This window comes from Microbacterium aureliae, from assembly GCF_054780155.1.
Genome location: NZ_BAAGWW010000002.1, coordinates 844,098 through 864,419, shown reverse-complemented (window position 1 = coordinate 864,419; position 20,322 = coordinate 844,098). Strand labels below are relative to the sequence as shown.

Below are 20,322 nucleotides of genomic sequence, written 5' to 3'. Positions count from 1 at the left end.
CGCGCCGGCGCGATCACTCCACCGTGACGGACTTGGCGAGGTTGCGGGGCTGGTCGACGTCCAGACCCTTGGCCGTGGCGAGGCCCATCGCGAAGATGTGCAGCGGCACGACCGCCAGCAGCGGCTCGAACAGCGGGCCGGCCAGCGGGATGTGCAGCACCTCGTCGGCGAAGGGCAGCACCGCGGCATCCCCCTCTTCGGCGATGGCGATGACGCGGGCGCCGCGCGCGCGGATCTCTTGGATGTTCGAGACGACCTTGGAGTGCAGCAGCGCCGACTGGCGGGGCGAGGGGACGATGACGAACACGGGCTGGCCCGGCTCGATGAGCGCGATAGGCCCGTGCTTGAGCTCGCCGGCGGCGAAGCCCTCGGCGTGGATGTACGCCAGCTCCTTGAGCTTCAGCGCGCCCTCGAGGGCGATCGGGTACCCGACGTGCCGCCCGAGGAAGAGCACCGACCGCGTGTCGGCCATCCAGTGGGCGAACTGCTCGATGCGGCTCTGCTGGCGGTGGAGGATGTGCTGGATCTTGTCGGGCACGGCCTCGAGCTCGCGGACGTTCTCGGCGGCCTGCTCGGCCGTGAGCGCGCCGCGCACGCGGCCGATGTGCAGGGCCAGCAGGTACAGCGCGGTGATCTGGGCGACGAACGCCTTCGTCGAGGCGACGGCGACCTCGGGCCCGGCGTGGGTGTAGACGATCGCGTCGGACTCGCGCGGGATCGTCGCGCCCTGCGTGTTGCAGATCGACAGGGTCTTCGCGCCGGCCTCGCGGGCGTACTTGACCGCCATGAGGGTGTCCATCGTCTCGCCCGACTGCGAGATCGACACCACCAGGGTGTCGGGCCCGATGACGGGGTCGCGGTAGCGGAACTCGTGGGCGAGCTCGACGTCCACCGGGACGCGCGCCCACTGCTCGAGGGCGTACTTGCCGACGAGGCCGGCGTACGAGGCGGTGCCGCACGCGATGACGATGATGCGCGAGACGCCGGCGAACAGCTCGTCCAGGCCGTCCAGCTCCGGGATGGCGACGGCGCCGTCCTTCACGCGGCCGCGCACGGTGTTGGCGACGGCGTCGGGCTCCTCCGACACCTCCTTGGCCATGAACGACGACCAGCCGCCCTTGTCGGCGGCCGCGGCATCCCACATCACGTCGAACGGCTCGACGTCGACCTCGTCGCCGGTGAAGTCGGTGACCTCGACGCCCGAGGGTGTGATGGCGACGATCTCGTCCTGGCCGATGGCCAGGGCGCGGCGGGTGTGCTCGACGAAGGCGGCCACGTCCGACGCGAGGAAGTTCTCGCCGTCGCCGAGGCCGATCACCAGCGGCGAGTTGCGGCGGGCGCCGACGACGAGTCCGGGGTGGTCCTGGTGCATGGCCAGCAGCGTGAACGCGCCCTCGAGGCGGGCGACGACCATGCGGAAGGCCTCGACGAGGTTCCCGCCGGCCTGACGGTACTCGCGGCCGAGCAGCACGGCGGCCACCTCGGTGTCGGTCTCGCTGCGGAAGGTGTAGCCCTCGGCGACGAGCTCGCTCTTGAGCTCCGAGAAGTTCTCGATGATGCCGTTGTGGATGACGGCGAGCTTGTCGTCGTCGGCGAGGTGCGGGTGCGCGTTCGCGTCGGTCGGGCCGCCGTGGGTGGCCCAGCGGGTGTGGCCGATGCCGGTGGTGCCGTCGTGCAGCGGGTGGGCGACGAGGTCGTCGCGCAGGACGCCGAGCTTGCCGGCGCGCTTGCGCATGCCCAGGTCGCCGTCGCCGTCGATCACGGCGATCCCCGCCGAGTCGTAGCCGCGGTACTCCAGTCGCGACAGGCCGGCGAGAAGGATGGGCTGGCTCTGACGCGGGCCCACGTATCCGACGATTCCACACATGCGGACGATGCTATCTGCCCGGCGCTTGCGAGATGGCTGTGCGAAACGGATGCCGCGGGCCCGGCCCGCCGCGAGCCGGCGGCTACGATGGGCCCGATGTCCGCCGACGACGACGCCCCCCGCCTGGCCGCCGACCAGGCCGCAGACGTGGCCGCGCTGTCGTTGTACCGCGAGATCGACCGCGGCGAATGGTCGCGGCTGGCCGCCGGCGGCACCCAGCCGCTCAACGAGACCGAGGTCGTCCAGATCCGCGGTCTCGGCGACCGCCTGGACATGACCGAGGTCGCCGAGGTGTACCTGCCGCTGTCACGGCTGCTGTCGCTGTACGCCGAGGCGACCAAGCGCCTGGGCGATGACACCGCGGACTTCCTGGGCGACGCCGAGGCGTCGACGCCGTTCGTCGTCGGGGTGGCTGGTTCGGTCGCCGTGGGCAAGTCCACGATCGCCCGACTGCTTCGCGAGCTCATGAGCCGGTGGCCGGGCACGCCGCGCGTGGAGCTGGTGACCACCGACGGCTTCCTCTACCCCAACGCCGAGCTCGAGCGGCGCGGCCTGATGGAGCGCAAGGGGTTCCCGGAGTCGTACGACCGCCGGGCGCTCGTCGCCTTCCTCACCGAGGTCAAGAGCGGTGCGGCCGAGGTGCGCGCGCCGTTCTACTCGCACATGCGCTACGACATCGTCCCCGACGCGCACGTCACCGTGCGCAGGCCCGACGTGGTGATCGTCGAGGGGCTGAACGTGCTGCAGCCGCCGCCGTCGCCGAACGACGTCGCGGTCAGCGACCTGTTCGACTTCTCGATCTACGTCGACGCCGACACCGAGCACATCACCCAGTGGTTCGTGAACCGCTTCCTGGCTCTGCGGCGCGGGGCGTTCACGAATCCGAACTCGTTCTTCAACGTCTTCGCGCACCTGTCGGACGACGAGGCCGTCCAGACCGCGCTGGGCTACTGGAACGACATCAACCTGCCGAACCTGCGCGAGAACGTGCTGCCCACGAAGCACCGCGCGACGCTGGTGCTCGAGAAGGCGGCTGACCACACCGTCGAGCGGGTGCTGCTGCGCAAGCTCTGATCCGGATGCCGGGGTGCCGGCATCCGGATCATGTCAGCCTCGCGCGAAGAGCTTCGCGAAGAAGCCCGCCGAGGGCGCCTGGTCGTGCCCGCCGCAGCGCTGGGAGTTCGGGATGCCGCGCATCACCTGGTCGACGTGCTGGCCGCAGCCGGCCCACGTGGTCTTTCCGCAGGTGCGGCAGCTGACGGCTCGGCACATGGTGCGCTCCTTATGTCGGGAATGTGCGATCCGACTATACCCCCCGGGGTATCTAGAAGTCGAATCGGCCGGTGGACGACAAGCCCGCACCACTACCCTGGGTGCGTGCGCTTGGGAGTCCTCGACATCGGCTCGAACACCGTCCACCTGCTCGTGGCCGACGTCCATCCCGGCGGTCGCCCGCTCGCGGCGACCAGCCAGCGCACCGTGCTGCGCCTGATGCGCTATCTCGGCCCGGACGGCGAGATCACCGAGGACGGCGTGCGGGCCCTGGTCTCGGCCGTCACCGAGGCGCGCGCGATCGTCGCGAGGGAGAACGTGCAGGAGCTCCTCGCCACGGCGACCTCCGCCGTCCGCGAGGCCGCGAACGGCCCCGAGGTCATCGCGCGGATCGAGCAGGCGCTCGGCCAGCCGCTGCAGGTCCTGGGCGGCGAGACCGAGGCGCGCTACACCTTCCTGGCGATCCGGCGCTGGTTCGGGTGGTCCGCGGGCCAGATCCTGATGTTCGACATCGGCGGCGGCTCGCTCGAGCTCGCCGCCGGCGCCGACGAGCTGCCCGCCGTCGCCGAGTCGGTCCCCCTGGGGGCCGGCCGCATGACCGTGCAGTTCCTGCCCGACGACCCGCCCGGCGAGGACGCCATCGACGCGCTGCGGGCGCACGCGGCCGCGGTGCTGGCGCCGGTCGCCGAGAGGTTCGCGTCGCAGCCGCGCCCCGACCACGTCGTCGGGTCGTCCAAGGCCATCCGGTCGCTGGCCAAGCTCGCCGGCTACCCGGTCCCCGGGTGGTCCGGCATCGAGCGCATGGTCCTGCCACGCAAAGAGCTGAAGGCGTGGATCCCGCGCCTTGCTCGCATCCCCGCCCAGACCCGCCAGGAGCTGCCGGGCATCACCGCCGACCGCACCTTCCAGATCGTCGCCGGGGCCGTGGTGCTGCATCAGGCGATGAAGGCGATGGACGTCGACGAGCTCGAGGTGTCGCCCTGGGCCCTGCGCGAGGGCGTGCTGCTGCGCTACATCGAATCGCTGAACTGGAACGCGCCGGGCGCATAGCCCCCGCCGCCCGGCGCGTCCCGGTCAATCGCTCAGCGTCACCTGATCCACCATCAGGTGCCCCCACGCGCCGGTGGCGTCGTCGAGGATCTGGAACTGCGCGCTCCGCCCGGCGAACTCCCGCACGTCCCACTCCACGTGGCGGAGCTTCTCGGAGTCGTCGCCGGTCGCGGTGCGGACGGGTCTGCCGTCGATGAGCAGCTGCACCGAGGTGGCGGGCTCGACGCCCAGGGCGTGGTCACCGCCGGCGATCAGGAAGTGCACGAAGTTGCGGTCCACGGTGAACCTCGGCGACGTGACGGTGCCCGTGGCCGCGTCGCCGCCGCCCGCGTACGTGTCGGCCGTCCGCCGGCCCACCTGCCCGGGCAGATCGGATGCCGTCGGCCCGGCGGCCGCGAGGTCGCCCGTCGCCGTCCACCCGGCACCCCATGTCGCGCCCTCGAAGTCGCCGATGAGGCGGGCGGGCCGCTGGACCACGCTGCCGAACTCGGTGAACGTCAGGTCGCGGAACACCGCCGGCCCGCCGGACGTGTAGAGGGCGACGCCGTCGTCCCCGGGAGGAGCGAACACCTGGCTGGAGTGGACGTACCGGCCGTCGTCGACGAACAGCTCGATGGTGCTGCGGTCCACGAGGATCTTCAGCCGCACGGTCCCGGCGCGGGAGTCGAACGGGGTTCGGCTCTCGGTCTTCCACGTCCCGGCGGGATAGCCGGTCTGCCCGCGGTTGACGTAGGCGTACGACTCGGTCACCCCGACATCGGCGTGGCGGGATCCGTCGGCGGACCTGCGCAGCTGCATCCCGATGTTGGTCGCCGTCTGCCACGACACCTCTGCCTCGACCTGATACGCCTCGCCCCGGTAGGCCAGCGGCAGGAACCCGTCGACGGCGACGTCGCCGAGCGACGTGCGCGCCGTCGCGATGCGCTGCAGCGCCGCCACCGGCTGCGACACCAGGCTGAACGTCGACCCGTACCGCTTCAGGGCGATCTCGCGGGTGATCGAATCGGTGCCGTTGAACCCGTCCGCCGTCCACGTGGGGGTGACGTGCGCGTAGTCCCAGTTGTTCATCCAGCCGATGGCGTAGCGACGGTCCAGCGGCGCAGCCGGGTCCTCCCACGTCACGGCGCCGTACCAGTCGAACCCGTGGTCGAGCCACTGCGGCGCGGTCTGGTCGAAGCGGAACGACGTGCCGTCGAAGTCACCCGTCCAGTACGCGAAGGTCGCCGGCTCGTTGGTGGCGTACCCGTTGGCGCTCACCCCGAAGACCCACTTCACGGTGCCGTCGTCGGCCCGGATGCGGAACAGGTCGGGGCACTCGATCGTGCCGATGCCGTCGTTGACGTATTCCCACGCGCGCGTCCAGCGCTTCAGGTCCGGCGACGTGTAGAAGCTGACGCGGTCGCGCTCGGCGATCAGCGCGACCCAGCGGCCGCGCTCGGCGTCCCACACGACTTTCGGATCCCGGAAGTCGCGGCGGCCCTCGTTGGCGATGACGGGCTGCTCGCCGTACGGCCGGAAGTTGCGCCCGCCGTCGGTGGAGTACCACAGGAACTGCGCCTGCGCCCCCGACGCGTTCGCCTGCTGCGCGGGCGTGGGGTGGTCCATCTGCGTGACGAGCATCACCACGGCCCCGGCGCCGAAGCCGGCGGTGTCGTCGTGGTCGACGACGGCGGAGCCGGACCACAGGTCGTAGTTGGCGTTGGTCTTCTTGGGGGCGGCGACTCCCTGATCGGCGAACACGACGCCGTCGTAGGACGTCGCCAGACGCCATTCGGTGCCATAGTTGGCCGACGGATCTGCGTCGTAGTCGCCGTTGTACAGGTAGTAGTAGTGGAACTTGCCGTCCACGTACACCGGCCGCTGGGGGTCGTTCTTCCAGTGGTCGGGCACCGTGAGGTGGTACTGCGCCCGATACGCCGGGCCGGTTCCGTGCGGCGCGGGCAGGCCCTCGGCGTCCTGGTGCGCCAGTGCCGGGCTCACCCCCGCCCCGGCCGCGAACGCGACGCCGGTGGCGGCGAGGGCCGCCACGACCCGGCGCACGAAGGGGGTGAGCCGCGCGGGCGCGGACGGCGCGCTGATGGGCGCCGTGCTGATGGACAGTCTGCTTCTGGTCGATGACATCGTCGTCATCCCTCCTGTTCGGTGTTCGCCGGGCCGCGCACGCTCGGCGCGACCCGGCACGGCTCAGCCGGCCCGTGTCACGACGAGGCGATCCCCCTCCCAGGCGACGGGCATCGGGTCGGTCACGCCGCTGACGAACGGGGTGTCCTCGCCGATGTTGCGGAAGGCGAACAGCAGCCACTGGCCGTCCGAGCGGCGCTGGAGCAGCCGGCCGACGTACAGCGACTCATCGGTGAGCGGGTAGGCGGCGTCCAGGTCGAACGGTCCCAGCACGCTCTGGGCGGGCACCGCCCACGTGCCGCCCTTGGTGCCGCGGCGGAACTCGCTGGCATCGCCGTCCATGCACGAGAAGATCAGCACGGGGCGCCCGTCGACGACCTCGACCTGCATCACCTCGAGCTGGCCGAAGCCGGTCTCGCTCGGCGCCGACAACGGCTCGCGCAGCTGCCACTCGCGCAGATCGGGCGACCACGCGTGGCCGATGACCCCGCGCCCGTGCACCGGGCCCTGCGGCGCGCGCGCGGTGATGTACATGTGCCAGCCGTCGCCGTCCGGGTCGGGGAACACCCACGGGTCGCGGAAGGCCTCGTCGTGCCAGGCACCGGCGTCGACCTTCTCGTACCAGGGCCCCTGCGCCTCGAGCACGGGGCCGGGGGCCTTGGTCCAGGTGATCAGGTCGCTCGAGGTGGCGTAGCCGATGCTCTGGATGTTCTGTCCGTCGGCGTTGAGGCGGGCGCCGGTGTAGAAGAGGTACCACGTGCCGTCCGGGTGGCGCAGGGTCGAGCCGGTCCAGGTCGCCATCTCGTCGAAGGCGGGGGCGTCGCTGCGGACGAGGGCGTCGGCCACCTGCGTCCACTCGACCAGGTCGGTCGAGACGGCGTGGCCGATCGAGGCGCGGTAGTGGCGGGCGTCCGGGTTCTGCAGGGCGCGAGAGGCGTAAAGGAAGAACATGTGGTACTTCTCGCCGTCGTCGGCGAACCAGTAGTCCCACACCCAGGAGCCGGGAAGGTCGAACATGAGGATTCCTTGGTGTCGAGGCGCGCCCGCGGGCGGCGCCGTGTCGTGAGAGGCATCGGGGCGATGCCGTGAAGGGTCCGGATGCCGTCGGCGCGGCGCTCCGGAGAAGTGAGGGGTGGCGGCGGGTCAGCGCCGCCCGGCATCCAGCTCGTCGGCACCGGGCGGGTCGGCGCCGGGTCGCGAGACGGTGATCGCGGCGGCCCGCGCGCATCGCTCGAGGATCTCGACGAGCTCGTCGAGATCGAGCAGGCCGAGGGCTTCCCGGCGGCCGGCGCCGGCGAGGCCCCGGGCGGCGACTCCGTCGATCAGCGCGCCCATGTAGGTGTCACCGGCGCCCACGGTGTCGACGACGTCGGTGCGCACCGCGGGAACCCGGACGACGCCGCCGGCGACGACAGCGAGGCTGCCGTCGGCTCCAGCGGTGACCACGACGAGGGCCGGACCGGTCCGCTGCCAGCGGCGCGCCACCTCTTCGACGTCCTCCCCCGGATGCAGCCACCGGACGTCGTCGTCGCTCGCCTTGACCACGTCGGCCGCCGCGATCAGGTCGGCGACCCGGCGGCGCACAGCCTCGGCATCCTCGACCAGAGACGGCCGGATGTTGGGGTCGTACGTGACCGTCGCGTGCTCGCGGGCGCCCTGCACGAGGCCCGCCACCGTGGCCGCGCCGGGGTCGAGGACGGCTGCCACCGAACCGACGTGGAGCACGGCGGCATCGGCGACGGCGGCGGCCGCGGCATCCGGAGCGAGCTCCCACGCGAGGTCGAACTCGTACTCGGCGGCGCCGGTCGCGTCCAGTCGCGCGGTGGCCGTCGAGGTGCGCGGGGCCGCCTCGGCCGCGACCTCGACGCGGGACGCCTCGAGCCACGACCGCACCTCTCGGCCGTGGGCGTCGGCACCCAGGCGGGTGACCAGCAGCGGCCGGCGCCCGAGGCGCCCGAGGGTGAGTGCCACGTTGGCCGGGCTGCCCCCGGGCGTCTCGTCGACGGTGCCCGACGCGCGGTGCACGACGTCGACGAGGGCCTCGCCCACCACGACGATGCGGGGCTCGGTCATCCCTTGACCCCGCTCGCGGCGATGCTCGAGACGAACGCCCGCTGGAAGATGAGGAAGACGATCAGCACCGGCAGCGTGATCAGCGACGTGTAGGCCATGACCTCGCCCCACGCGGTGTTCAGCTGGAAGAAGTACTGCATCCCGACCATGACCGGGCGCAGCTCCTCGCGCTGGACGACCATGAGGGGCCACAGGTACTGGTTCCACGCCGGCAGGAAGGTCAGGATCGCGACCGTCGCGAAGGCCGGGCCCGAGAGCGGGACCAGGATGCGGCGGTAGATCGTGAACCAGCTGGCGCCGTCGATGCGCGCGGCCTCGTCCAGCGACTTCGGGATCGTGGAGAAGTACTGCGTGAACAGGAAGATCGAGAACGCGTTCGCGATGAACGGCACGATCTGCACCTCGTAAGTGTTCAGCCAGCCGAAGTCGTACTTCAGCACGCCGCCCTCCATGACGAGGGTGGGCAGCTGGTTGACCCAGTAGACCATCGGCACGGCGATCGTCTCGAACGGGACGATCAGGGTGGCGATGACGACGGCCAGGACCACGAAGCGACCCTTCCACTCGAGGCGGGACAGTGCGAAGCCCGCCATGGAGTTGACCACGAGCCCGAGGCCCACGGTCAGCACGGTCACGAGGATCGAGTTGAACATGAACTGGGCGACGGGGACGCGGTCGAAGACGCCGAAGTAGTTGTCCAGGCTGATGTCGCCCGCCGGCACGAACGCCATCGGCGAATCGATGTCCTGCAGGATCTGGCTGTCGGGCTTCAGGCTCGAGACGAACATGAACACCAGGGGGAACAGGAAGATCACCGCGAAGAGCGACATGGTCGCGTAGAGGGCGATCCTTCCGCGCAGACGCTGGCCCTTCTCGCTGCGGGGCGCGGTGGCGCGACGCCGCGAGCGCGGCTCCGCCACCGGGGACGTGAGGGGTTCGGTGACCGACATGTCAGTCCTTGTCTCGCGTCAGGCGACGCTGGATGAGCGCGATGACGAGCACCGCGACGAAGAAGATGAGCGAGATCGCGGCGGCGTAGCCGATCTCCTGCTGCTGGTATCCCTTGCGCACGGCGTGGAAGACGATGGTCGAGGTCGAGTTGACCGGACCGCCCTGGGTCATGACGTCGATCTGGACGAACAGTCCGAGGGCGGCGATCGTGATGGTCACCAGGACGAACACCATCGTGGGACGAAGGCCGGGCCACGTGACGTTGGTGAACTGCCGCCAAGGGCTGGCGCCGTCCATCTTCGCGGCCTCGTACAGCTCCTCGGGGATGGTCTGCAGCCCCGAGAGCCAGATGATCATGTGGAAGCCCACCGCCTGCCAGATCGACAGGACGATGATGGCGCCGAGCGCCGTGTCTGGATTGTTCAGCCAGTCCGTGCCCGACCAGGCGCCGAAGGTGATGGCGTCGATCAGGGAGTTGATGAGCCCGTCGCGCTGGTACATGAACTTCCACAGGATCGACACCACGACGATCGACGTGACGACGGGGATGAAGAAGATCACGCGGAAGGCCGTGACGCCGCGCATCCGCCGGTTGACGAGGACCGCCAGCAGGAGTCCGAGACCGGCCTGCACGGGGACGACGACGAGGGCGAAGATCGCGGTGTTGCCGGCCGACTGCAGGAAGACCGGGTCGGCGCCGAAGGCGCGGATGAAGTTGTCGAAGCCGACGAAGCGCGGCGGGTTCGGCGAGATCAGGCGTGCGTTGGTGAACGCCAGCGTGAAGGCGAGGATGACCGGGATGATGAGGAAGAGGATCAGGAGCAGGCCCGCGGGGGCCACCATCCCGATTCCTGCCCAGGTCTCGCGACCCCGGATGGAGCGGATGCGACGGGTGGCGCGCCGAGGCTGCTCGGCGGCGACCGTCGGGGGTGTGACAGTCATGTTGGCTCTTCTCGACAGCGCCGGCGGGGGCGGGCAGGCCCCCGCCGGCGCGATGGGAGTGGCTTAGAAGCCGTACCCGTCGTTGGACTCGATATTGGCGTCGATCTCGGACACCGCACGGTCGAGCGTCTGCTTGACGTCCGCGCCGTTCATGATGTCCTTCGCTGCCGTCTCGAAGGTGGTGGAGATCACCGCGTAGGCGGGGGTCTCGGGACGCAGCACGGCGTACTGCTGCGAGAACTCGACGAAGGGACGCAGCTCGCCGTCGTCGCCGAAGTACTCCGACGCCTGGGCGGCCGCCTCGGTCGCGGGGATCACGACCTGCTTGTCGGCGAACTCGGTGATGTACTCGTCCTGGAAGCTGAACTCCAGGTACTTGCGCGCGCCCTCGGCGTCGTTGCAGCTGGACGAGATGGCCCACTGCCACGATCCGCCGCCGATCTTCGGGCCGTTGCCGAGGTCCGGCGGGGGCAGGATCGCCAGGTCGTCGCCGACCGCGTCGAGCGCGGCCACCGCGTTCCAGACACCGGTGTAGCTCAGCGCCACCTCGTCGTCGATGAACTCCTGGTTGCCCACGGTGCCGCCGTTGCCGGCGTAGCCGTCGGCGAACAGTCCGGCGAACCACTCGCCCCATGCGACCGCCTCGGGGCCGTTGAGCGCGCCGTCCGCGGTGAGCATCGTGTCGCGGTCGATCAGGTCGCCGCCGAAGCTCTGCAGGAACGGCGAGTAAGCGTACGGCCACCACTCGCCGGTGTCCTCGGCGCCGATGTCCAGCGGCGTCTCATAGCCCGCGTCCTTGAGGGTCGCCAGCGCGTCCTCGAACTCGTCCGCCGTCCAGGGCTCCTCGACGGTGGGGATGCGGATGCCGTTGTCGTTGAGCACGGACTCCCGGGCGAAGATCGAGAGGGCGGCATCCCAGTAGCCGGCCGAGTAGATCTCGCCGTCCCACTCGCCCACCGCGGTGGGCAGCAGCGAATCGGTGAGTTCGGTGGGCAGCCCCAGCGGCTGCAGGTAGCCGGCCCATGCCCAGTTGGGCATGATGGGCCCGTCCAGGTCGAGCAGGCACGGCAGATCACCCGACGCGGCCGCCGCGACGATCGCGTCGTTGTAGGCACCCTGGGGGAACGACTCGTGGACGACCTCGTACTCGTCCTGCGACTCGTTGAAGTCCGAGATGATCCGCTCGTAGACCTCGAGCTCGGCGGGGTTTCCCGCGGAGTGGGTCCACATGGTCAGCTCGGTGCGGCCGTCCTCAGAGGTTCCGTTGCCCTGTCCGGCCTGTCCGCAGCCGGTCAGGGCGAGTGCCCCGACCAGACCTGCCGATACGAAGATCGGCGTCATCCTGCGCGTCATTGTGATTTCCTTTTCTTGGCGATCGACTGCCACGTCGATCACCGGTCGGGGGCCGCCAGCAGCGGCCTTTCGGTGTGTGATGCCCGTCGCCGGTTCTGTTTGCCGACGTGTGCCGGCGGCGGGCCGACGGAGTCTCGTCGGATGACGGGACACTCCATCTGGTGCGTGGCGTCCACATCCCCTTCCGCGCGGACGCCGAGCGCGACCTCCATCGCCCATCGCCCCATGGCGTAATGGGGCAGGGCGACGGTGGTCAGAGGGGGGTCTTGTTCCGCGGCGACCAGCTGCTGATCGTCGTAGCCGACAATCGACAGGTCGCGCGGGATCTGCATTCCCCGATGGTGCGCGGCGGTGTAGACGCCGACGGCCATGCGGTCGTTGAAGCAGAAGATTCCGGTGGGCCGCTGCTCGACGGGCAGGTCGAGGAGCCGATCTGCGGCGGCCCGTCCACCCTGCGCGGAGGTGTCCCCCCTGACGTGCAGGTCGGGATCGGGGGTGATGCCCGCCGCGGCGAGCGCCTCGAGGTATCCCTCGAGACGCAGCCCTGAGGCGATGGGGGTGTCATCGGTGTCCAGGTAGGCGATGCGCCGATGGCCCGCCGCCAGCAGCTCGCGCACGGCTGCCGCGCCGCCCGCGCGATCATCGGGGACGACGCTGCGGTAGCCGCCGGTCGCGGGCCGGCAGTCGAGGAAGACGGTGTCGGCGGGAAGGCCGTCGGGCACGTCGACGACCCGGTGCCACATGCAGGCGTAGAGCATCGCGTCCACCTGCTGGGCGGTGAGCGAGCGGATCGCCTCGCGTTCGATCTCGGCGTCTCCAACGGTGTCGACGAGGTAGACGAGGTGCCCGTTCTCGCGGGCGGCGTCCTGCGCGCCGGCGAGCATGCGGCCGGCGAAGGGGGTCGTGGCGATCTGGTCCGAGATCAGGCCGACGGTGCGGGTCTGCTGGGTGCGCAGGCCGCGGGCCACCGAGCTCGGGGCGTAGCCGACGGCGCGGGCGGCGTCGCGGACGCGCTGGCGGGTGTCCGCCGAGATCCGCGACTCGACGTCGTTCATGACGAGCGAGACGGTCGTCACCGACACGCCCGCCGCCTTCGCGACGTCTGAGATCTTGGCCCGGGCCATTTGTCACATCCTCGTGATAAATCGATTTATCCGACGACAGAGAGTATGACCACATCGGGCGGCCGCCGTCAAGTCCGTCTTTCGAACCGAGGGGAACGAGCGCCGCGAGCGGCGGAATTCCGGGCTTCGCGAAGAGTCAGCGCACCGGCAGCAGGAAGTGCAGGACGCTCTCGTCCTCGACGATCCGAGGCTGCAGCTTCGCATTGAAGACCGCGCCGGCCTCGCCGGCGAGGTGCGCCTCGAAGGCCGCCCGGTCCCGGTAGATCTCGAAGACGAAGAACGCCTCCGGCGCCTCGACGCGGCGGTAGACCTCGAAGTGCACATTGCCCGGCTCGTCGCGCACCACATCGCCGTAGTCGGCGATCAAGCGGGCGACGTCGTCGGCGTGGCCCGGCAGCGCGGTGAATTCGGCGGTGAGGACGACTTCAGAGGTCATGTGCCCCAGTCTGGCCCTGACGCGCATACGCACGCCAGTGCACGGGTGCACCTTGTCCCCCAAAGGTCCGACATGCACGTTCCCGGCATCCGTGGCACTATGGACTCGCAATGCAAATCGATTTGCATGTTGCGTCACGTAACCCCAGGAGATATCGATGCATACCCCCACGAAGCACACCAGACGCCTGCTGGCAGGCGGCGTCACGGCTGTCGCCCTCGCGGCCGGCGCCCTGATCGGCCTGCCCTCGGCCGCCGTCGCCACCCCCGCGGCGGCCTCGTCGCTGCCCGACCTGCAGGACGGCCCGCTCCCCACGGTCCACACCCAGCAGGCCTACGACCCCGAGGACGACTTCACCGCGAAGTGGACCCGCGCCGACGCCCGCCAGCTCAAGCGCCTGTCCGACCCCGCCGCCCCCTCGCGCGAGAACTCGATGCCCGCTTCGCTCACGATGCCCGAGGTCCCGCAGGACTTCCCCGACATGTCGGACGAGCAGGTCTGGGTGTGGGACACCTGGCCGCTGACCGATGAGGACGGCAACCAGTACTCGGTCAAGGGCCAGGAGATCATCTTCTCGCTCGTGGCCGACCGCAGCCTCGGCTTCGACGACCGTCACGTCTTCGCCAAGATCGGCTACTTCTACCGTCCCGCCGGCGTCCCCGCCGACGAGCGTCCCGAGGACGGCGGCTGGACCTACGGCGGCCTCGTCTTCGACGAGGGCGTGACCGGCCAGATCTTCGAGGACAAGTCCTTCAGCCACCAGACCCAGTGGTCGGGCTCTGCCCGCATCTTCAAGGGTGGCGAGGTGAAGCTGTTCTTCACCGACGTCGCCTTCTACCGCAACGAGGACGGCAGCGACCGCAAGCCCTACGACCCGCGCCTGGCGCTCAGCGTGGGCAAGGTCCACGTCACCGGCAAGGACGTCAAGCTCACCGGCTTCGACAAGGTCCACGACCTGCTCAAGGCCGACGGCACGTACTACCAGACCGGCGAGCAGAACCCGTACTTCAACTTCCGCGACCCGTTCACCTTCGAGGACCCGAAGAACCCGGGTGAGACCTACATGGTCTTCGAGGGCAACACCGCCATGGCCCGCGACGAGGCCTACTGCACCGAAGAGGACCTCGGCTACCAGCCCGGCGACCCGTTCGCCGAGACGGTCGAAGAGGTCAACGCCTCGGGCGCGCCGTACCAGATCGCGAACGTGGGCCTCGCCAAGGCCACGAACGACGACCTGACCGAGTGGGAGTTCCTGCCCCCGATCCTGTCGGCCAACTGCGTCACCGACCAGACCGAGCGCCCGCAGTTCGTCTTCAAGGACGGCAAGGCGTACCTGTTCACGATCACGCACCGCGGCACCTACGCGTCCGGCATCGACGGGCCCGAGGGCGTGTACGCGTTCGTGGGCGACGGCATCCGCTCCGACTTCCAGCCGGTCAACGGCGGATCGGGCCTGGCCCTGGGCAACCCGACCAACCTGAACTTCGCGGGTGGTCAGCCCTTCGCGCCGGACTACAACCAGCACCCGGGTCACTTCCAGGCGTACTCGCACTACGTCATGCCCGGCGGCCTCGTGCAGTCGTTCATCGACACCATCGGCACGCATGACGACTTCGTTCGCGGCGGCACCCTCGCCCCGACGGTGAAGATCGACATCGACGGCGACACCACGAGCGTCGACTACTCCTACGGCGACGGCGGCCTCGGCGGCTGGGCCGACATCCCGGCGAACCTCAACCTCAATGCCGGCGGTCAGGTCAAGCCCCAGCGCTGATCCTCACCACCCACGGGTGCCCCGGAACGCGTGTCGTTCCGGGGCACCCGCCCGTCACCCCTCGCCCGACCGGAAGGACATCGACATGACCGCTCAGGATGCCCCCCTCACGCCCGCGCCGCGCGCACCGCGCCGCCGCACCGTCGTGGTCGCGGCGATCATCGCCGCGCTCGCCCTGGTCGCGGCGGTCGTGACGGCCGTCGTCACGCGCGAGGATCCGCGGGCCGCAGACCCCGCCGGGCAGCCGGCGCAGCCGGCGGCGGAGCAGTTCCAGCGCCCGGCCGACTGGTCCGCGCACCGCCCGGCGGTGCACTTCACCCCCGCCGAGAACTGGATGAACGACCCGCAGAAGCCGTTCTTCCTCGACGGCGTGTGGCACTACTACTACCTGTACAACGCCGACCACCCGGACGGGAACGGCACGGCGTGGTACCACGCGACCTCGCCCGACCTGGTGCATTGGACCGAGCACGGCGTGGCGATCGAGAAGTACACCAACGGCCTCGGCGACATCTGGACCGGCACGGCCGTGGTCGATCACGACGGCACCGCGGGTTTCGGCGAAGGCGCCGTCATCGCACTGGTGACCCAGCAGACCGACGGCGTGCAGCGCCAGTCGCTGTTCTTCTCGACCGACGGCGGCTACACCTTCGCGTCCTACGACGGGAACCCCGTCATGGACAACCCCGGCGTCGCGGACTGGCGCGACCCCCGCGTGTTCTGGGACGACGCCGCCGGCCACTGGGTGATGGCGCTGGCCGAGCACGACCGCATCGGCTTCTACACCTCGCCCAACCTGCGCGACTGGACCTACACCTCGGACTTCACCACCGACGGGCTCGGCGTCCTCGAATGCCCCGACCTGTTCCCCATGACCGTCGACGGCGACCCCGACCGCGTGCGGTGGGTGCTGCTGGCCGGCGCCAACGGCGCCGCAGAGGGCAAGACCACCGGCACGGTGTACTGGACGGGACAGTGGGACGGTGAGCGCTTCATCGCCGACGACGCCGGGCCCGCGGGCCACCAGTGGCTCGACCACGGCGCCGACTACTACGCCGCGGTCACGTGGGACGACCCGCGCCTGTCGCCCGAGGAGCGCCTGGCCTCGCGCTACAGCATCGGCTGGATGAACAACTGGGCCTACGCCGGCCGCTTCCCGACCGAGGACTGGCAGGGCGGCTCGGACTCGCTCGTGCGCAGCATCCGGCTCGCCTCGGACGGCGACCGCGTGTCGCTGCGCTCCGCCCCCGCCGACGAGCTGCGGATGCTGGAGGGCGAGCCGCGCGCGGTGGACGACGTGAACCTGGATGCCGGCGGCATCGCCGAGCTGCCCGCGCCGGGCGCCGACGCGTACCGTCTGAGCCTGGACGTCTCGTCGGCCGACGGCTCGGGCGAGGCGCGCGTGAAGGTGCTCACCGGCGACGGCCGCTCGGCCACCGTCGGATACGACTTCGCCGAGCAGGTCGCGTTCGTGGCGCGGGATGCCGACGCCATCGCCGCCGGGATGCCCGAGGAGTACCGGGCGGTGCGCACCGCCCCGGTGCCGACGCGGGACGGCCGCGTGCACCTGGATGTCGTCATCGACGTCGCCTCGATCGAGGTGTTCGCCGGCGACGGCGAGGCCGCACTGACCATGGCGACCTACGGCGCACCGGGCGGCCGGGCGCTGCGGATCGAGGCCGCGCACGGCGCGGTGTCGGTCAGCGGGGCCACGCTCACGCCGCTGCGGGTGGCCCCCATCCAGCGCGCCGGGGAACCCGGGCGGGGCTGAGCGCGCGGCCGGTTCAGCGGCCGGGCGGCGCGATTCAGCGGGCGGGCGGCCGGTTCAGCGGGCGGGCGGCGCCACGGTGCCGCGCTCGACGAGCCGGCCCGGCAGCTGCTCGACGCGGTTGAGCAGCGGGGCGCCGTCGATGCGGTCCAGCAGCCGCCGCATCCCCCACTGCCCCATCTCGGCGTGGGGCAGGGCGATGGTCGTCAGGCCCGGGTCCAGCGCGTCGGCGACCGGGTGCAGGTCGTCGATGCCGATCACCGACAGCTGCTCGGGTACCCGGATCCCCCTCCGGGTGGCGGCCTGCATGACGCCCATCGCGACCTGGTCGTTGAAGCAGATGACAGCCGTCGGCGGCGTGTCCTGGTCGAGCAGCTCGCCGCCGACGCGGCGTCCGCCGACGGCATCCGAGAAGCTCACCTTGAGGCGGTTCTTCGGCAGGGGGATCCCCACATCGCCGAGTGCAGAGCGGATGCCGGCGAGACGGCCCCGCGCCGCGCGCGAGACGGTCGTGCCGATGTAGGCGATGTCGCGGTGGCCGGCCTGCAGCAGCCGCCCGACGGCGAGCGCGGCGATCTGGGCCTCGTTGGGGACGACGGCGTCCACCGCCCAGTCCGGGTCGGGTTCGGGGGCGGCGTCGACGAGGACGATCGGCAGGTCGTCGGGCGCCTCGATTCGCGGCACCCGCTGGTGGAACATGCGGGCGATGAGCATCCCGTCGACCCGCTGGGCCGCGAACCGCGAGATGAGGTCGCGCTCGACGGCGGGGTCGCCGCCGCTCTCGCCGACCATCAGCAGCACGTCGCGGTCGAGGGCCGCCACCCGGGCGCCCTCGATGATGCGGCCGGCGAACGGCGTCGTGGCCAGGTCGTCGCCGACGAGGGCGACGAGCCCCGTCCGGCGGCGGCGCAGGCTGCTGGCCACGCGGTCGGGCACGTAGCCGAGCTCGCTGGCGACGGCGAGGATCCGCTCGCGGGTCGCGGCGTTGACGGTGCGGGCGCCGCTCAGCGCGTGCGACACCGTCGTCGGCGACACCCCGGCGGCCTTCGCGACGTCGCTGACGCGCGCCCGGCCGGCCGGTCTCGCACCCGTGCGTCCCGCCTCCATCCGCCCAGCCTACGGGGGCGGATGCGCCGGATCACAGCGCCAGGCGCTCCCGCACGACGTCGGCCAGGGCGTCGGCGTGCCGCCGCGCGTCCGCCTCGGATGCGGCTTCGACCATCACCCGCACGAGCGGCTCGGTGCCCGACGCTCGCAGCAGCACGCGCCCGGTGTCGCCGAGCTCTGCCTCGGCGGCGGCGACGGCATCCGTCACGACCGGGTCCGAGACCCCGTCGCGGTCGACGCCCTTCACGTTCACCAGCACCTGCGGGTACACGGTCATCACCGAGGCGAGGTCCGCGAGGGACCGCCCCGTCGCCGCCATCTCGGCCACCAGATGCAGGCCGGTGAGCAGGCCGTCGCCGGTGGTGGCGTACTCGCTCATGATGACGTGGCCCGACTGCTCGCCGCCGAGGGAGTAGCCGGACTGGTTCATCGCCTCGAGCACGTAGCGGTCGCCGACGCCGGTCTGCACGACGCGGATGCCGTGGTCGGCCATGGCGCGATGCAGTCCGAGGTTGCTCATCACGGTGGCCACCAGGGTGTCCTCGACGAGGTGCCCGCGGTTCTTCATCGACACCGCGAGGATCGCCATGATCTGGTCGCCGTCGACGATGTTGCCGGCCGCGTCGACAGCCAGGCAGCGGTCCGCGTCGCCGTCGTGGGCGATGCCGACGTCCGCCCCGGCCTCGACGACGGCACGGGCCAGGCCGTCGAGGTGGGTCGAGCCGACGCCGTCGTTGATGTTCCAGCCGTCGGGGTCGGCGCCGATGACGGTGACGCGGGCACCGGCATCCTTGAACGTCTCGGGCGAGACTCCGGATGCCGCGCCGTGGGCGCAGTCCAGCACCACGTCCAGGCCGTCCAGGCGGTGCGGCAGCGACGCCAGCAGGTGCATGACGTAGCGGTCCTCGGCGTCGGCGAAGCGGCGGATGCGGCCCACGGCCGCTCCGGTCGGCTGCAGCTTGGGGGCCGAGAGGGCCGCCTCGATGCGCTGCTCGACGATGTCGGGGAGCTTCACGCCCCCGCGGGCGAAGATCTTGATGCCGTTGTCGGGGGCGGGGTTGTGCGAGGCCGAGACCATGACGCCGAAGTCGGCGTCCATGTCGGCGATGAGGAACGCCGCGGCCGGGGTCGGCAGCACGCCGGCATCGAACACGTCGACGCCGGACGAGGCCAGGCCCGCCTCGACGGCGGCCGAGAGGAACTCCCCCGACACGCGCGGGTCGCGCGCCACGACGGCGGTCAGGCGCTTGCCGGCGGCGCGGCGAGCCTCTGCCGTACGGCCCTGGCCCAGGACGACCGCGGTCGCCTGGGCCAGGGTGAGTGCGAGGTCGGCGGTGAGGGGGCCGTTGGCCAGCCCCCGCACACCGTCCGTGCCAAAGAGCGGCATCGGAACCCGCGAGATCAGCGCTTCGAGTACTGCGGAGCCTTGCGGGCCTTCTTGAGACCGGCCTTCTTGCGCTCGATGACGCGGGCGTCGCGCGAGAGGAAGCCGGCCTTCTTGAGGGCCGGGCGGTTGTTCTCGGCGTCGATCTCGTTGAGCGCGCGGGCGATGCCCAGGCGCAGCGCACCGGCCTGGCCCGAGGGGCCGCCGCCCGAGATGCGCACGATGACGTCGTAGGCGTCGGTGAGGCCGAGGACCGTGAACGGGTCGGTGATCAGCTGCTGGTGCAGCTTGTTCGGGAAGTAGTCCTCGAACGTCCGGCCGTTGACGGTGATGGTGCCGGAGCCCGGAACCACGCGCACGCGGGCGATGGCCTGCTTGCGGCGGCCGACCGCGGCGCCCGAGACCGAGAGCACGGGGCGCTCGGCGGCGACGGCGGTGGTGTCGACGGGGGTCTCGGTCGAGAAGGTCTGCGGGGTGTCGTTGTTCGCCACGAAAGTGTCCTTAGTCTGTCCGGCGCTTACTGGGCGACCTGGTCGAAAGTGTACGTCTTGGGCTGCTGAGCGGCGTGCGGGTGCTCGGCACCGGCGTAGACCTTCAGCTTGGCCAGCTGCTGGCGACCCAGGCTGTTCTTGGGGAGCATGCCGCGGACGGCCTTCTCGACGGCGCGAGCCGGGTTCTTCTCGAGGAACTCCTCGTACGACACGGCCTTCAGGCCGCCCGGGTAGCCGGAGTGACGGTATGCCATCTTCTTCTGCAGCTTCTGACCGGTCAGGGCGACCTTGTCGGCGTTGATGATGATGACGAAGTCGCCGCTGTCGATGTGGTTGGCGAAGGTCGGCTTGTGCTTGCCGCGGAGCAGGGCCGCCGCGTGCGAGGCGAGGCGTCCGAGGACGACGTCGGTCGCGTCGATGACCAGCCACTCGCGCTGGGTCTGGCCAGCCTTGGGGGTGTAAGTGCGCGTCACAGTAGTGCTGCTTTCTTGATCGAACGGAGAGGTTCGTGAATCCCGCTCCGGGGTGGTTCCACGGCCTGAGGCCGATGAACACGCCAGTGGAGGGCTCACGTTCGCGGTACGCAGCCAGCAGGGCGCGCGCACCAAA

18 protein-coding genes are annotated in these 20,322 nt (G+C 70.8%); 4 read left to right on the top strand and 14 right to left on the bottom strand.

Going from position 1 to position 20,322, the window contains the following annotated elements:
* Positions 1 to 13: 13 nt before the first annotated feature.
* On the bottom strand, positions 14 to 1,867 hold the full coding sequence (gene glmS, locus ACYVF4_RS10130) for a glutamine--fructose-6-phosphate transaminase (isomerizing) (RefSeq protein WP_460722282.1): 1,854 nt from the start codon (positions 1,865 to 1,867) through the stop codon (positions 14 to 16).
* Positions 1,868 to 1,963: 96 nt separating this feature from the next.
* Here glmS and coaA point away from each other — a divergent pair, with 96 nt between their 5' ends.
* Positions 1,964 to 2,941 carry a type I pantothenate kinase gene (gene coaA / locus ACYVF4_RS10125; protein ID WP_460722280.1) on the top strand — a complete coding sequence of 326 codons (978 nt, stop codon included), beginning with the start codon at positions 1,964 to 1,966 and terminating at the stop codon, positions 2,939 to 2,941.
* Positions 2,942 to 2,974: 33 nt separating this feature from the next.
* Here coaA and ACYVF4_RS10120 read toward each other — a convergent pair whose 3' ends face one another.
* Complete coding sequence (locus ACYVF4_RS10120; protein WP_460722278.1) at positions 2,975 to 3,139, bottom strand: hypothetical protein; 165 nt, start codon at positions 3,137 to 3,139, stop codon at positions 2,975 to 2,977.
* A 105-nt stretch (positions 3,140 to 3,244) separates the two neighbouring features.
* Between ACYVF4_RS10120 and ACYVF4_RS10115 the strand changes: the two genes are divergently transcribed.
* Positions 3,245 to 4,189 (top strand): Ppx/GppA phosphatase family protein, encoded by a 945-nt coding sequence (locus tag ACYVF4_RS10115; protein WP_460722276.1) that lies wholly within the window; start codon positions 3,245 to 3,247, stop codon positions 4,187 to 4,189.
* Between the two features lie 24 nt (positions 4,190 to 4,213).
* Here ACYVF4_RS10115 and ACYVF4_RS10110 read toward each other — a convergent pair whose 3' ends face one another.
* The 8 genes from ACYVF4_RS10110 to ACYVF4_RS10075 form a co-directional block, all read right to left on the bottom strand.
* Positions 4,214 to 6,310 carry a glycoside hydrolase family 32 protein gene (locus ACYVF4_RS10110; RefSeq protein WP_460722274.1) on the bottom strand — a complete coding sequence of 699 codons (2,097 nt, stop codon included), beginning with the start codon at positions 6,308 to 6,310 and terminating at the stop codon, positions 4,214 to 4,216.
* Between the two features lie 63 nt (positions 6,311 to 6,373).
* Positions 6,374 to 7,327, bottom strand: coding sequence for a family 43 glycosylhydrolase (locus ACYVF4_RS10105; protein ID WP_460722272.1), 954 nt, complete (start codon positions 7,325 to 7,327; stop codon positions 6,374 to 6,376).
* Positions 7,328 to 7,453: 126 nt separating this feature from the next.
* Positions 7,454 to 8,383 carry a carbohydrate kinase family protein gene (locus ACYVF4_RS10100; RefSeq protein WP_460722270.1) on the bottom strand — a complete coding sequence of 310 codons (930 nt, stop codon included), beginning with the start codon at positions 8,381 to 8,383 and terminating at the stop codon, positions 7,454 to 7,456.
* Entirely contained in the window at positions 8,380 to 9,333 is a 954-nt protein-coding gene (locus ACYVF4_RS10095) for a carbohydrate ABC transporter permease (RefSeq protein ID WP_460722268.1), read from the bottom strand. Before ACYVF4_RS10095 ends, ACYVF4_RS10100 begins: the two co-directional genes overlap by 4 nt.
* 1 nt (position 9,334) lies before the next feature.
* Positions 9,335 to 10,276 carry a carbohydrate ABC transporter permease gene (locus ACYVF4_RS10090; protein WP_460722266.1) on the bottom strand — a complete coding sequence of 314 codons (942 nt, stop codon included), beginning with the start codon at positions 10,274 to 10,276 and terminating at the stop codon, positions 9,335 to 9,337.
* 63 nt (positions 10,277 to 10,339) lie between these two features.
* A complete protein-coding gene (locus ACYVF4_RS10085) occupies positions 10,340 to 11,629 on the bottom strand; it encodes a sugar ABC transporter substrate-binding protein (protein WP_460722264.1) in 1,290 nt (429 codons plus the stop codon).
* A 38-nt stretch (positions 11,630 to 11,667) separates the two neighbouring features.
* Positions 11,668 to 12,753, bottom strand: coding sequence for a LacI family DNA-binding transcriptional regulator (locus ACYVF4_RS10080; protein WP_460722262.1), 1,086 nt, complete (start codon positions 12,751 to 12,753; stop codon positions 11,668 to 11,670).
* Positions 12,754 to 12,889: 136 nt separating this feature from the next.
* Positions 12,890 to 13,189, bottom strand: a complete 300-nt coding sequence (locus tag ACYVF4_RS10075; protein WP_460722260.1) for a putative quinol monooxygenase — start codon at positions 13,187 to 13,189, stop codon at positions 12,890 to 12,892.
* A gap of 157 nt (positions 13,190 to 13,346) precedes the next feature.
* Here ACYVF4_RS10075 and ACYVF4_RS10070 point away from each other — a divergent pair, with 157 nt between their 5' ends.
* Entirely contained in the window at positions 13,347 to 14,963 is a 1,617-nt protein-coding gene (locus ACYVF4_RS10070) for a glycoside hydrolase family 68 protein (RefSeq protein WP_460722258.1), read from the top strand.
* A gap of 85 nt (positions 14,964 to 15,048) precedes the next feature.
* A complete protein-coding gene (locus tag ACYVF4_RS10065) occupies positions 15,049 to 16,734 on the top strand; it encodes a glycoside hydrolase family 32 protein (RefSeq protein ID WP_460722256.1) in 1,686 nt (561 codons plus the stop codon).
* Positions 16,735 to 16,788: 54 nt separating this feature from the next.
* On the opposite strand, the gene ACYVF4_RS10060 is transcribed toward ACYVF4_RS10065, so the two are convergent.
* Genes ACYVF4_RS10060 through rplM form a run of 4 tightly spaced genes read right to left on the bottom strand, consistent with a single transcriptional unit; the run spans position 16,789 to position 20,186 of the window.
* Positions 16,789 to 17,838 carry a LacI family DNA-binding transcriptional regulator gene (locus tag ACYVF4_RS10060; RefSeq protein ID WP_460722254.1) on the bottom strand — a complete coding sequence of 350 codons (1,050 nt, stop codon included), beginning with the start codon at positions 17,836 to 17,838 and terminating at the stop codon, positions 16,789 to 16,791.
* Positions 17,839 to 17,869: 31 nt separating this feature from the next.
* Positions 17,870 to 19,225 carry a phosphoglucosamine mutase gene (glmM, locus tag ACYVF4_RS10055; RefSeq protein ID WP_460722252.1) on the bottom strand — a complete coding sequence of 452 codons (1,356 nt, stop codon included), beginning with the start codon at positions 19,223 to 19,225 and terminating at the stop codon, positions 17,870 to 17,872.
* Positions 19,226 to 19,239: 14 nt separating this feature from the next.
* Entirely contained in the window at positions 19,240 to 19,713 is a 474-nt protein-coding gene (gene rpsI, locus ACYVF4_RS10050; RefSeq protein WP_460722250.1) for a 30S ribosomal protein S9, read from the bottom strand.
* A 26-nt stretch (positions 19,714 to 19,739) separates the two neighbouring features.
* Entirely contained in the window at positions 19,740 to 20,186 is a 447-nt protein-coding gene (rplM, locus tag ACYVF4_RS10045; protein ID WP_460722248.1) for a 50S ribosomal protein L13, read from the bottom strand.
* Positions 20,187 to 20,322: the final 136 nt, after the last annotated feature.

Bases quoted from the DNA above. Each gene is read 5' to 3' on its own strand.
- ACYVF4_RS10095 (WP_460722268.1), bottom strand. From the start codon at position 9,333: ATGTCGGTCACCGAACCCCTCACGTCCCCGGTGGCGGAGCCGCGCTCG.
- ACYVF4_RS10100 (WP_460722270.1), bottom strand. From the start codon at position 8,383: ATGACCGAGCCCCGCATCGTCGTGGTGGGCGAGGCCCTCGTCGACGTC.
- ACYVF4_RS10120 (WP_460722278.1), bottom strand. From the start codon at position 3,139: ATGTGCCGAGCCGTCAGCTGCCGCACCTGCGGAAAGACCACGTGGGCC.
- ACYVF4_RS10065 (WP_460722256.1), top strand. From the start codon at position 15,049: ATGACCGCTCAGGATGCCCCCCTCACGCCCGCGCCGCGCGCACCGCGC.
- ACYVF4_RS10090 (WP_460722266.1), bottom strand. From the start codon at position 10,276: ATGACTGTCACACCCCCGACGGTCGCCGCCGAGCAGCCTCGGCGCGCC.
- ACYVF4_RS10070 (WP_460722258.1), top strand. From the start codon at position 13,347: ATGCATACCCCCACGAAGCACACCAGACGCCTGCTGGCAGGCGGCGTC.
- coaA (WP_460722280.1), top strand. From the start codon at position 1,964: ATGTCCGCCGACGACGACGCCCCCCGCCTGGCCGCCGACCAGGCCGCA.
- ACYVF4_RS10075 (WP_460722260.1), bottom strand. From the start codon at position 13,189: ATGACCTCTGAAGTCGTCCTCACCGCCGAATTCACCGCGCTGCCGGGC.
- ACYVF4_RS10080 (WP_460722262.1), bottom strand. From the start codon at position 12,753: ATGGCCCGGGCCAAGATCTCAGACGTCGCGAAGGCGGCGGGCGTGTCG.
- ACYVF4_RS10060 (WP_460722254.1), bottom strand. From the start codon at position 17,838: ATGGAGGCGGGACGCACGGGTGCGAGACCGGCCGGCCGGGCGCGCGTC.
- glmM (WP_460722252.1), bottom strand. From the start codon at position 19,225: ATGCCGCTCTTTGGCACGGACGGTGTGCGGGGGCTGGCCAACGGCCCC.
- ACYVF4_RS10110 (WP_460722274.1), bottom strand. From the start codon at position 6,310: ATGTCATCGACCAGAAGCAGACTGTCCATCAGCACGGCGCCCATCAGC.
- glmS (WP_460722282.1), bottom strand. From the start codon at position 1,867: ATGTGTGGAATCGTCGGATACGTGGGCCCGCGTCAGAGCCAGCCCATC.
- ACYVF4_RS10105 (WP_460722272.1), bottom strand. From the start codon at position 7,327: ATGTTCGACCTTCCCGGCTCCTGGGTGTGGGACTACTGGTTCGCCGAC.
- ACYVF4_RS10085 (WP_460722264.1), bottom strand. From the start codon at position 11,629: ATGACGCGCAGGATGACGCCGATCTTCGTATCGGCAGGTCTGGTCGGG.